Below are 13765 nucleotides of genomic sequence, written 5' to 3' on the forward strand. Positions count from 1 at the left end.
AATTTATAATAAAAAAAGATTACCCCAAAATATTGAGTTAGAATTTATTTGTGACGATTTTATGTTATATCAACCTGAGAGAAAGTTTGATTTAATAATTGGGAATCCTCCCTTTACAAAGCTCAAAAAAACAAACCTTAGTTTATTTGATGTGAAAAATTACAGCCAAAATATCAAAAATCTTTCGGCTTTTTTCCTTGAAAAATCATTACAATGCGCTGATGTTATTTCCCTGATTATGCCTAAAAATTTACTTAATACTCCAGAATATAAGGAAACAAGAGTAAAGTTAACAAATAAAAATAACAAGATTCAATCTATTTTGGATTTTGGTGAATTAGGTTTTAAAGGCGTATTGGTAGAAACAATCAATATAATTTGTAATCTAAAAGAAAATAATCAAATAAATATTGATGTGTGTTCTTTACCTAGAAAACTAAAATTAATCCAAAAAGCAAATTATATTTTTGATTCTTCTTTACCTTATTGGGTTATATATCGAGATCAAGATTTTGATAAGGTGTTTAAAAAGCTAAAATTTAACCAGTTTTCTGTTTTCAGAGATCGTCAAATCACAAATGACAATTTGTCATTAGTAAAAAAACATTCAGAACAAGTTAGAGTGTTAAAATCTAGAAATATTAGTGATTTAGGTGATAAAATTATAGATATAGAAAATTATGATGCTTATATTGATCAAACAAAGTTAATGAAATTATCCGTTACTAAATATTTTGATCGTGAAGATGTTTATTTAACACCAAATATGACATATAAACCTAGGTTAATGCGAAAACAAAAAGGCTACATTATGAATGGTTCAGTCGCAGTATTAATACCTAAATTTTCTTATCATTTATCAGATGATGAATTAAAATACTATGCAAGTTTTGAATTTAGATATTTTTATCAAATTGCAAGAAACTATCAGACAAGATCGTTAAATATTGATGCTAATAGTGTTTTTTGGTTTGGTTTGAAAAATAGAGAGATAAAATGAGTAATGATTTTATTCAAAATTTTTTATCAAAAAATAATTATGATGTGAGATTATCAGGTAATGCGCGTTGGATTGATCAAAAATGCACTTATGATGTTGTGCAAATTATTGCTGACTGTATTCTAGAATATACACAATCGAGTACATCAACCTCTTTTACAGTCAAAGATATTTGGGATAGTAATTATGCTCAGGAAAATGTGCAAACGATATTTTCAAAACCAGATCCTAGCCAAAAATCACGCAATGAATATGATAAGTATTTTGGACAACCTATTAAGCTACTTGCTTATAGTCAAATTTTGATTGAAACTAAAGTTAATACCAGATACATATATAAAATTAATAACCTTGAATTATTACAGCATATTGCTTTACGTCCATTAAATACATTGAATTTTCTTACTCATTATATAGAAAAAGTATTAAAAGACAGTGGGTTGGATGCTAGTTTTAAGAATTTTCTTAAAGAACAAAATAAAGAGAGCTATCAACAAGTAAAAGAGACTTTTACATCATTTACGAAGAAAAACACACCAATTAACGGGAATACAGAGTGTGGGAGAATTTTTACAAAAGTTATCAATCCATTAGCATTCAAATATAAAAAGTGTGGAACAGAAAGAGGACATATTTCCAAAAGCCTAATTACATTGCAAGATCTCACTTATAATCGCTTAAATTGGCGAGATAAGCTGTCAGGAAAGTCGAAACAAATTTCACGTCAAGAACACCAATCGCTAGAACAACAGCAATCAAAAAATTATCACGAATATTTAGTACAAAAGGCTAAAAAAGATGTACGTAAATTTAACAATCTATACCGTAATGGAAAATCTGAAGTTTATCAATTAGGTGAAGATATTTTGGCAAGCCAGATTCATCATATCTTCACAAAGTCTGATTTTCCTGAAATTGCAGATTACCATGAAAATCTAATTGCTATAACACCAAATCAACATTTCGGTATGGCCCATCCTGAAAATAAGACTACTTATATTGATAAAAATTTTCAGTACATCTGTTTAATTGCAAAATGTTCATCTATTATGGAAAATTTAACTCATTCGACAGGCATGAAAATCTATGATTTTAATGATTATTGTTATGTATTAAATGTTGGTTTTAAAACTGATAAATTTAATGATATTCCTACATTAGATTTTGAATCTATAATTAGGCAAATTGATTTTTTATGTAGTGATTATTTAGGGGGGCCATATTCCTCTATTGTTGAAAGAAATTATCCAGTTATATAAAAGCGAGAAAATATTTCATATTAAACTATACAAAAATGGTAAACATGTGATGGATTTATAATAACAAAAACTGGTATATAACGTGCCAGATTTACCTCATATCGCTTATTTTTGTACGGAAATTAACTTTTTTCTAAAGCCACATTAATATATTTATTATTAAAATTAAGTATATCTAATTTCAATTTAGCAATAGTTCCAGAAGTACTTTCTGCAACCCGTTATGTATTTGGAACTGTATAAGTTGCACATACTAATACTTTACGAACATCTATTTTTTTAGCTAAACAATGTTTAACTAAAGATAACTCTTTTGGTTAATACTAAATAAAATTATCATCTCCATAATCATATACTAAATATAGATGGAACAAAATCTAGCTTATTTCGTGTTCTTGGATGTGTGGCTATTTTTTCTCTAAAACAACATTCGTACATGCAAGTAAGGCATTGAGTAAACCATCAAGTAATGTTGTATCTCTTTTCACTAACGCACTTTTCACTTCACTCTTAAGTTTATTAAATAAATTATAGTAATAACTTTTTTCTCATATGGTATAAGAATATCAATATAATCATAGTAAAAAAGTGATAAAAAGTTGTTCCTATGATATAGAAAAATACCATGGTCAGTGGGGTATTATATGAGTAATATTATCAAAACAATAAAATGATATATGTGTGAACAGCCTAATATTTTTGCTAGAATCAACCACTACGGATACCCTTTCCTCTACCTACCCCCACTCCAATACTTAAGCTGCATATTAGCTTCCGTGTTTTGCACCAATCCTAAAAAAACACCAGCAAAAGCTGGTTTTTTGTCTCTAAAACCGTATAAAACCACTCTTCAACTATATTTTAATTGCATCAAATCAAGTTGAAAATTTAATTTTATATTATTAATTTGATGATTATTTTATTTACACTAACTATAATACATTTAATAAAAATCAATTAGTAAGTGATTATTTATATAAAAAGTTAAGGGTGATACTTAAATTGATCACAACTAAAACATATTTTTGATATAGATTTGCAAATTGAAACTGGCACTAATTTTGCATATTTTTATTTGTTTGGCGGTATCTAACTTTTGTTGCGTTAATGTTAGCAGTCATTTCAATTAAAAATGGTGTGTTAATGTAAATGCCTATGTCACACGTTGATTTTAATTATGGTGCTTTTTGCACTATATCTGTGCGGAAGATGGTAAAAATATGGATTTAATCAAGATTAAATTTTTTTGTTGTAAGAACTAAAATTAAGATATTTTATCAAATTTGTATATTAAAGATATCAAAAATACGATGCTCTTAACTTTTTTTACGTGTGACAAAATAGGTTTAATATAGTTGATAGTTAGGATGATTTTATGAGAAATATAAGTAAATATAAACGAAAATTTTTATTGAGTGCTGCGCTAATAACGTTGCTCACCAGTGCACAATCGTATGCTGATGGAACGTTAGTTTATTGTGCAGAAGCTTCACCTGAAACATTTAATCCACAGCTTGTGACAAGCGGTATTTCGATGGATGCGGGTGCAGTTCCTGTTTATAATCGTTTGGTGGAATTTAAATTAGGTACTACCGAAATTGAACCTTCTTTAGCTAAATCTTGGGATATTAGCCAAGATGGTCTAACTTATACTTTTCATTTACGTGATGATGTTAAATGGCATAACAGTAAAGAATTTAAACCAACCCGAAATTTAAATGCTGATGATGTTGTTTTTACATTTATGCGACAAAAGGATAAAAATCATCCTTATAACAAAGTTTCTGGTGGTCAATATGTTTACTTTGAAAGTATGGGATTACCAGATTTAATTAAAGAGATTAGAAAGGTTGATGATCATACAGTCGTATTTGAGTTGAGCAAACAAGAAGCGCCTTTTTTAGCCGATTTAGCGATGTCTTTCGCTTCAATTTTATCAGCGGAATATGCCGATGCTATGCTTAAAAATGGCACACCAGAAAAAATCGATTTACTACCTATTGGAACCGGCCCATTTACTTTTGTTCAATATCAAAAAGATTCACGAATCCTTTATAAAGCGAATCCAGATTATTTTGGTCCTAAAGCTAAACTTGATCGTTTAGTTTTTTCAATTACACCTGATGCTGCAATGCGTTATGCTAAGTTACAAAAAGGAGAGTGTCATGCAATGCCATTTCCAAATGTAGCGGATGTTGAACGAATGAAATCAGATAATAACATTGTTGTTAAAGAAATGGCAGGGACTAATATTGGCTATTTAGCTTACAATATGGATAAACCACCACTAGATAATTTAAAAGTTCGTCAAGCTCTAAATATGGCTGTCAACAAGGATGCGATCATTAAAGCTGTATTTCAGGGGGCAGCTGAACCAGCTAAAAACTTTATTCCACCATCAATGTGGGGTTATAACGATGCTGTAAAAGATTATCCTTATGATCCTGCACAAGCAAAAGAATTATTAAAATCAGCCGGATTAGAGAACGGGTTTACTTTAAATTTATGGGCGATGCCGGTGCAACGTCCATATAATCCTAATGCACGTCGTATGGCTGAAATGATTCAAGCGGATTGGGCTAAAATTGGTGTAACTGCTAAAATTGTCAGTTATGAATGGGGCGAGTATTTATCTCGTATTCGTAATGGTGAACATGATGCCGTGTTAATGGGATGGTCGGGAGATAATGGCGATCCTGATAACTTTTATTCTGTTTTGATGAGTTGCGATGCGGTTAAATCAGGCCAAAATTATTCACATTGGTGTTATAAACCATTCGATGATTTATTACAACAAGCTCGAATTGAACCAAATCATGAAAAACGGGTTGAACTCTATAAACAAGCACAAGTTGAGATGCATGACCAAGCACCAGCATTAATGATTGCTCACTCGATGGTTTATATGCCGATACGTAAAGAGGTTAAAGGCTATATAATGGATCCTTTAGCATTACATAACTTCAACCAAGTTGCTCTTGAAAAATAGCATTCCTAGCGATTAACCTCTATTATGCGGTTAATCGCTGCGTTGGGTTTTACCTAATTTAATATTATCAATATATTATTTTATAACAATAAAAAGTTTATCTATTTGATAGACAATAATTTAGAAGCAATACTTAAGAGCCACTACATGTTTCGATTTCTTTTAAAGCGGTTAGGTATACTTATTCCGACTTTTATCAGTATTACACTACTGACTTTTATTTTTGTTCACCTTATTCCCGGTGATCCCATTACCGTTCTTGCCGGAGAACGAGGTTTATCGCCAGAACGTCATGCCGAATTAATGACTCAATTAGGTTTAGATAAACCGCTATATGAGCAATATTTTCAATACATTATTGGAATGTTGCATGGTGATTTAGGGATCTCGTTTAAAAGCCAAATTCCAGTTTGGGAGGAATTTGTTCCTCGATTTAAAGCAACTTTTGAGCTTGGATTTTGTGCGATGCTGTTTGCAATTAGTTTTGGGATTCCAATTGGCGTGCTTGCGGCAGTGAAACGTGGATCAATATTTGATCACACAGCTATAGGTTTGTCTTTAACGGGATATTCCATGCCGATTTTTTGGTGGGGAATGATGCTTATTATGTTGGTATCTGTACACTTAAATTTAACCCCAGTATCAGGTCGTGTCAGCGACATGCTTTTTTTAGATGAAAGTCAACCTTTAACCGGATTTATGTTAATTGATACTTTTTTATGGGGAGAAAAGGAAGATTTTATTGATGCTGTTACTCACTTAATTTTACCATCCATTGTATTAGGTACTATCCCATTAGCAGTAATTGTGCGTATGACCCGTTCTTCTATGTTAGAAGTGTTGAGTGAAGACTATATCCGAACAGCACGAGCGAAAGGAGTTAGCAGACTGCGAATCATTCTTATCCATGCGTTACGTAATGCGATGATTCCTGTAATTACCGTTATCGGTTTACAAGTTGGTTCGATGCTTGCTGGCGCAATATTGACCGAAACTGTCTTTTCATGGCCGGGAATTGGTCGTTGGTTAATTGAAGCACTACAACGTCGAGATTACCCTGTTGTACAAAGTGGTGTTTTGATTGTTGCTGGCATGATTATTTTGGTGAATTTATTGGTTGATATGTTGTACGGTGTTATCAATCCCCGTATAAGACATAAATAAGAGTGTGTTTACAGATGAATAAACAGGTTATTACTGAAGCCACTAATGAGCAAGACACCAGTTTGGTGGTACCTCAACCATTAACCCCTTTACGTGAATTTTGGTTTTATTTTTCACAAAATAAAGGGGCTTTAGTTGGTTTGATCTTTATTGCGATTGTTATATTACTTGCTATTTTGGCTAATTTTATTGCGCCGCATTCACCTTCTGAACAATTTAGAGATGCATTATTAGCGCCCCCAGTTTGGATGGATGGCGGGAGTTGGCAATTTATTTTAGGCACTGATGATGTGGGTCGAGATATCTTATCTAGACTTATTTATGGCGCCCGTTTATCGCTACTAGTTGGTTGTTTGGTTGTTATTATTTCGCTGATTTTAGGGATTACATTGGGATTGATTGCGGGTTATGTTGGTGGCTTTGTCGATAATATAATTATGCGTGCTGTCGATATCATGCTTGCCTTACCTAGCTTATTACTTGCACTTGTTTTAGTTGCAATATTTGGCCCATCTATTGTTAATGCTTCAATGGCATTAGCATTTGTCGCATTACCACATTATGTCCGTTTAACGCGGGGAGCGGCGTTAGCTGAAATTAATAAAGATTATGTTATTGCTTCCCGTGTTGCCGGCGCTGGCGCCTTACGGCAGATGTTTATAAATATTTTACCAAACTGTTTAGCACCATTAATTGTTCAAGCTTCATTAGGATTTTCTAATGCAATTTTAGATATGGCAGCATTAGGCTTTTTGGGAATGGGAGCACAGCCACCAACACCTGAATGGGGGACAATGCTTGCTGATGTATTGCAATTTGCACAATCTGCATGGTGGGTAGTTACCTTCCCAGGTTTAGTCATTTTAATGACAGTGTTAGCTTTTAACTTAATGGGCGACGGTTTGCGAGATGCGCTTGATCCCAAATTGAAACAGTAATGGAGATTCAGTCATGGCACTATTAGAAGTAAAAGAATTATCTGTTCAATTTGGTGGATTTAAAGCAGTAGATCACATTAGTTATGATGTTGAACAAGGACAAGTGGTTGGCATTGTAGGAGAATCAGGATCAGGAAAATCAGTGAGTTCACTAGCCATAATGGGATTAATTGATTATCCGGGTAAAGTTAATGCAAATGCATTACACTTTGACGGTAAAGATCTTCAACAGATATCAGCTAAAATGCGTCGTAATATTGTGGGTGCAGATGTGGCGATGATCTTTCAAGATCCAATGACAAGTTTAAATCCGTGTTTTACCATAGGTTATCAAATCATTGAAACACTAAAAATCCATCAAGGCGGTAGGAAAAAAGCACTCAAAGCAAGAGCAATTGAGTTACTTAAATTAGTCGGTATTCCTGATGCTGAAAATCGACTCAATGTTTATCCTCATCAGTTATCTGGTGGGATGAGTCAGCGAGTAATGATTGCAATAGCGATTGCATGTAATCCCAAACTGTTAATTGCTGATGAACCAACCACAGCACTGGATGTAACAATTCAAGGACAAATTATTGAGTTATTGCTTGATTTGCAACGCAAAAATAATATGGCATTAGTTCTCATTACTCATGATTTGGCCTTAGTTTCAGAGGCTGCGCAAAAAATTATTGTCATGTATGCTGGACAGGTGGTTGAAATAGGTGATGCGGAGATCATTTTTAAAGTTCCACTACACCCTTACACACAAGCACTATTACGCTCTCTTCCTGAATTTACTCAAGATAAACAGCGGTTAGCATCGTTATCGGGTGTTGTTCCGGGGAAATATGATCGGCCAATGGGCTGTTTACTTAATCCTCGATGTCCTTATGCTACCGAACGTTGTTATACTGAGGAGCCTGCATTAATAAGTTATTCTGAAACTAGGCAAGTAAAATGTCATTACCCACTATCGAGCGAAGGAATACCACAATATGAACAATAATATGGAAAATAACGAATTATTGCTTGATGCCCGAAACTTGAAAAAATATTACCATGTTAAAACTGGTTTTTTTTCTGAACCTAAACAAGTTAAGGCTGTTGATGGTGTATCTTTTACTTTAAGTAAAGCTAAAACACTCGCAATTGTGGGTGAATCAGGCTGTGGCAAATCCTCATTAGCAAGATTATTGACAATGATTGAAAAGCCCACATCGGGAGAACTTTATTTTAAAGATCAGAATCTTTTAGATAATGATCTCAAAGCGCAAAAATTGCGTCGACAAAAGATTCAAATTGTTTTCCAAAATCCATACTCATCATTGAATCCACGCAAAAAAATTGGCTCTATTCTAGAAGAGCCACTCATTATCAATACGGATTTAACTGCAAGTGATCGTAAAGCAAAAGTGTTAGCAATGATGCAAAAAGTTGGATTAAAGGAAGAGTTTTATAACCGTTATCCACATATGTTTTCAGGCGGACAGCGACAACGTATTGCTATCGCAAGGGGATTAATGCTTGATCCTGAAATCGTGGTTGCTGACGAACCTGTTTCTGCATTAGATGTTTCTGTGCGTGCACAAGTGTTAAATTTGATGATGGATCTACAACAAGAACTCGGTTTATCTTATATTTTTATCTCTCATGATCTTTCTGTTGTAGAACATATTGCTGATGAGGTCATGGTGATGTATTTAGGACGTTGTGTTGAACAAGGGCAGAAAGATGAAATCTATGGTAATCCTGAACATCCATACACGCAGGCATTATTATCAGCAACACCGAGATTAAATCCCGATCTTAGACGTGAAAGGATTAAATTAGAAGGTGAATTACCAAGCCCACTTAATCCTCCTTTAGGTTGTGCTTTCAACGCTCGATGCCGTTTAGCGTTTTCACGTTGCACAACTGAGCAACCGCAACTTATTAATTATAACGGACATAAAATTGCGTGTTTTTGTACAGAAAAAAGATAATAAAGGTGACAGTGAATTCTGTCACCGTATACTGTAATAAATCTATTTATTGTATTGTTTAATGATATAAACATGTTGTTGGTAAAAGTCATAAATTAACAGCTAATAATCAGCGAACTAGCAATTTAATACATAAGAAAGCAGTAGCATATCCCAATATTTTGTATAATTTTCACCTCTTTCCTGATAACAAATTGTGATATTTATGGTTTTGTGTTAGTTTCATAGTCATCACTTACATAAAAATAGGTATTGGTTTATCCAAGGTTTACTTATGTCAAATTCTTCTGCAAAAAAAGTGGCTTTTGCTGCTTTTATCGGTACTACTATTGAATGGTATGATTTTTATATCTATGCGTTGGCATCGGTATTGATTTTTGGTCAGCTTTTTTTTCCTGCTGATAATCAATTCGTGCAGATTTTAGGATCTTTTGCTGCTTTTGCCGTGGGGTTTTTATCACGTCCTTTAGGTGCGATGTTATTTGGGCATATTGGTGACCGTTTAGGGCGTAAAAAATCACTTATTATTACTTTGCTTTTAATGGGGACGGCGACTACTTGTGTTGGGTTATTACCGTCTTATCAACAAGCGGGTATTTTGGCACCAACGTTATTGGTTGCATTGCGAATTTTACAAGGTGTTGCCGTTGGTGGAGAGTGGGGTGGTGCTGTGTTGATGACGAATGAACATGCGCCGAAAGGATTAAAGAATTTCTTTTCATCTTTTGCTCAGTGGGGAAGCCCAGCAGGCAATATTTTAGCATTACTGGTTTTTTCTTATATTATTCGTTTACCTGTTAATGAACTGATTGATAGTGGTTATTGGCGTATTCCTTTTTTAGCCAGTGCTATTTTGTTAATTATTGGTATTATTGCCAGAGTGACGTTAACCGAATCGCCGGTTTTTGTTGAAGCATCTAAAAAACAAACAGACTTAAAGCAAGAGTCAGCACCGATTATTGAAGTATTTAAAAAAGCATTGCCATTATTACTATTAGCGATTGGTGCTAATGTGCTGTCATTTAGCGGTATCTTTTCCAATACATTAATGATTGGTTATACTACTTTGGTACTTGGTGTCGAGAAATCAGTGATAGTTGATGCACTGTTTTGGATTGCTATTGTCCATTTTGTTGCTCAACCGTTTATCTCTTATTGGTCAGAAAAATTCTCGGCAACTCGCTTTTTGATTTGTACAGCAATGTTGGCAATGGCATCGGTATTCTTGTTATTCCCGATTATAAATTCAGGCACAAAAACCAGTTTTATTATTGGGATTTCGTTAAATGTGATTTGTTACAGCGGCTTTTATGGTGTAATAGCAGGGTACTTAAGTCGCATTTTCCCTGCCAGAATGCGTTATACTGGGCTGTCAATGAGTTACCAAGGATGTGCGGCTATTTTTGGTAGCTTAATTCCGATGATAGGTGGTTATGTTATTTATACCTACAAAAATTTTTGGTTACCCTTAGCCTTGTTTTATTGTGGTTTAGCACTGATATCCATTATCTGTATCTACTTGTTAAGCAAATATCGTTATTATGATGAATAATAAGGTCAATATATGAAAACCGTTTTATCTATTCAATCTAACGTTGTTTATGGTTATGCCGGTAACAAAGTTGCCACATTGGCTATGCAATTACAAGGCGTCGAAGTGATGCCGATTCATACTGTGCAACTATCAAGTAATACAGTTTATCCGCATTATGATGGGATTGTGCTAGGTGCTCAACAAATCACTCGAATCGTTAATAGTTTAGAAAAAATTGGCGTATTGTCATCCATTGACGCCATTATTTCGGGCTATATTGGGCTTGCCGAACAAGGTGAAGAGATCCTTGAAGCTGTAAAAAAGATTAAATTTTATAATCCTAATGCGATTTATGTTTGCGATCCGGTTATGGGGGGCGATATCAATAAAGGTAGCTCACTGCCACAAAACATTATTGATTTTTTTACTAAGCAAGCGATTAAACAAGCTGACTTTATTACGCCGAATTTATTAGAGTTACAGATATTATCGAATCTGGAAATTAAAACCTTTAACGATGTGCTTAACGCCATAAAAACACTGCAAAATAAGCCGATTCAAGCCATATTGGTTAAAAATCTGCTACATGCTGGTAAAACGACGGAATTATTTGAAATGATTTTAGCCACACCATCACAAAGCTATCATCTGGCTCGACCATTATATGATTTTCCACACCGTCCATTGGGCGTGGGCGATTTAATTTGTAGTCTGTTTACTGCCCATTTAGTGAATAGACAATCCCAATTAACCGCCTTTGAACTCGCTGCGAATGCCGCCAATCACGTTCTCGACATCACCAAACAACAAAATGCCCGAGAGCTGGCGATTATTGATGCTCAGCAGTGGATTAAACAGCCGGATTTGGAGTATCGCGGAACACCGCTAGCATTATAAGGCAATTCAGATCGGTATTATTGTCATTGGTCATAATCATTTTAGCTGCAAAATTTAAATAGTTTATTCTTGGCATAGAAAATGCATTCCTCAAAATGTTACTGTTAACAATTGAGGAACATCTAAAATGTGGAAAAGATACCCAATATTATTAAGTTTATTGCTTATTAGCCAATTATCTGCCGCTGCTGATATACCGTTATCAGAGACAGGAAAGTATTGTGATACCCCTTCCCGTTGTCTTAACCCGATAACGACCAATGTCATGGTGACGTCCCCCAATTATTTAGCGACTCAAGCTGGAATTGATATATTACGCAAAGGAGGCAATGCGGTTGATGCAGCGATTGCCGTAGCCTCAACGCTTGCTGTTGTTTATCCTCAAATGAATACCATTGGTGGCGATAACTTTTGGTTAATTTACAACGCTAAAACTAAAGAACTAAAAGGGTTAAATGCTAGTGGTCGTTCTGGTAGTTTGGCCACGATAGATTATTATAAAAATCAAGGTTTTCATAAAATTCCGTCGCGAGGTTATCTGGCAGCCAATACCGTTCCTGGGGTGGTTTCCGGTTGGGATGAGGCGTACCAATATGCATCTAAAAATATGAAAAATGCACTACCATGGAACACGTTATTTACATCAGCAATTGATTATGCCGAAAATGGATTTTCGGTTTCACCTAGCCTAAATTATTGGTCTACGATTAATATTGATCCAAAAGACAAAGAGTTTCGGAATTTACAGCGTTTTTCGGAGTTTAAAAAAGTATTCTTAAAAGACGATGGGCAAGCTTACCAAATTGGCGAAATCCTTAAACAACCCGATTTAGCTAACACATTAAAAATTATTGCAAATAAGGGCGCTAAGGAATTTTATCAGGGTGATATTGCCAAAAATATTGTCAACGATCTGCAAAGCCATGGTGGTGTATTGACTTTAGATGATTTTGCTAAGCATCGTGCTACATGGGTAGCCCCGATCCATGTTAATTATCGACAATATACCGCCTATAATCTACCACCCAATACACAAGGTATGGCATCGTTAGAGATTCTAAATATACTCAATAATTTTGATATAAAATCCTTGGGTGAAGGTAGCGCAGATTATTACCATTTAATTATTGAAGCAACAAAACAAGCATTTGCTGATCGAGATAAATACCTTACCGATCCTGATTTTAATGAGATTCCGCTTGCTCTCTTATTATCTACCCAACATGGTCAGCAACAAGCAAAACAGATTGATATGCAAAAGGCACGTGTAGAGACAAAGCCATTAGATCCTAAAGGCGATACCGTTTGGTTTGGTGTTGTTGATGCAGAAGGAAATGCGGTATCTATTATTCAAAGTATTTATCATGATTTTGGTTCTGGCATTGTTGCTAAAGATACAGGAGTTTTATTGCAAAATCGTGGTAGTTTTTTCTCGTTAGATCCTAACCATATTAATCGTTTAGAGCCAAATAAACGCACCTTTCATACATTAAATCCAGCCATGCTTTTAAAAGATAATAAACCTTATCTGGTTTATGGCACCATGGGCGGAGAAGGACAACCACAAACGCAAGCGGCAATTGTGACACGAATTGTTGATTATGGCATGACACCACAAGATGCCATTAATGCACCGAGATGGTTACATGGACGCACATGGGGTGCATCATCCAATAATCTTAAAGTGGAAGGGCGCATACCTAACGATGTAATTAACTCCCTCAAATTACGTGGACATGATGTGCAAGTGATTGATGATTACACCGATACCATGGGGCATGCCGGCGCCATTCTTGTCGATGCTAATCATCATCTACTAATGGGGGCAACCGATCCTCGAGGAGACGGTTTAGCCGCTGGATATTAATAATATTTGGCGAGTAAATTTATATTTAGAAAATGAAGCTAATCAACGCAGGAAAATATCTTTTTTCCTGCGACATAATATAATTTGTTAAGGTTTCCAGCGTTAAATATTGGAAGCCTTAAACCGGATAACAGTATAGACTCCTCAATA

The 13765-nt window shown here is 34.7% G+C and carries 10 protein-coding genes; all 10 read left to right on the forward strand.

What is annotated here, in order from left to right:
* Positions 1–1000 (forward strand): Eco57I restriction-modification methylase domain-containing protein (locus A9G09_RS00315; protein WP_176700926.1); only part of this gene is annotated, 1000 nt, incomplete at its 5' end.
* Positions 997–2259 carry a restriction endonuclease gene (locus A9G09_RS00320; protein ID WP_065632934.1) on the forward strand — a complete coding sequence of 421 codons (1263 nt, stop codon included), beginning with the start codon at positions 997–999 and terminating at the stop codon, positions 2257–2259. The genes A9G09_RS00315 and A9G09_RS00320, both read left to right, overlap by 4 nt.
* Positions 2260–3634: 1375 nt before the next feature.
* A complete protein-coding gene (locus A9G09_RS00325; protein ID WP_065632935.1) occupies positions 3635–5248 on the forward strand; it encodes an ABC transporter substrate-binding protein in 1614 nt (537 codons plus the stop codon).
* A gap of 147 nt (positions 5249–5395) precedes the next feature.
* The gene (dppB, locus tag A9G09_RS00330; protein ID WP_065632936.1) at positions 5396–6412 is read left to right on the forward strand and encodes a dipeptide ABC transporter permease DppB; all 1017 of its coding nucleotides are present in this window, start codon (positions 5396–5398) and stop codon (positions 6410–6412) included.
* 29 nt (positions 6413–6441) lie between these two features.
* Positions 6442–7350 carry a dipeptide ABC transporter permease DppC gene (gene dppC / locus A9G09_RS00335; protein WP_065632962.1) on the forward strand — a complete coding sequence of 303 codons (909 nt, stop codon included), beginning with the start codon at positions 6442–6444 and terminating at the stop codon, positions 7348–7350.
* 13 nt (positions 7351–7363) lie between these two features.
* Complete coding sequence (dppD, locus tag A9G09_RS00340; RefSeq protein WP_065632937.1) at positions 7364–8341, forward strand: dipeptide ABC transporter ATP-binding protein; 978 nt, start codon at positions 7364–7366, stop codon at positions 8339–8341.
* A complete protein-coding gene (locus tag A9G09_RS00345) occupies positions 8331–9317 on the forward strand; it encodes a peptide ABC transporter ATP-binding protein (protein ID WP_065632938.1) in 987 nt (328 codons plus the stop codon). Before dppD ends, A9G09_RS00345 begins: the two co-directional genes overlap by 11 nt.
* 274 nt (positions 9318–9591) lie before the next feature.
* A complete protein-coding gene (locus tag A9G09_RS00350; protein ID WP_065632939.1) occupies positions 9592–10869 on the forward strand; it encodes an MFS transporter in 1278 nt (425 codons plus the stop codon).
* A 12-nt stretch (positions 10870–10881) separates the two neighbouring features.
* Positions 10882–11748 (forward strand): pyridoxal kinase PdxY, encoded by an 867-nt coding sequence (pdxY, locus tag A9G09_RS00355; protein WP_065632940.1) that lies wholly within the window; start codon positions 10882–10884, stop codon positions 11746–11748.
* A 265-nt stretch (positions 11749–12013) separates the two neighbouring features.
* Positions 12014–13615 carry a gamma-glutamyltransferase gene (ggt, locus tag A9G09_RS00360; RefSeq protein ID WP_218056767.1) on the forward strand — a complete coding sequence of 534 codons (1602 nt, stop codon included), beginning with the start codon at positions 12014–12016 and terminating at the stop codon, positions 13613–13615.
* Positions 13616–13765 lie beyond the last annotated feature (150 nt).

It is taken from the genome of Gilliamella sp. wkB292, assembly GCF_001690235.1.
Lineage (GTDB): Bacteria > Pseudomonadota > Gammaproteobacteria > Enterobacterales > Orbaceae > Gilliamella > Gilliamella apicola_F.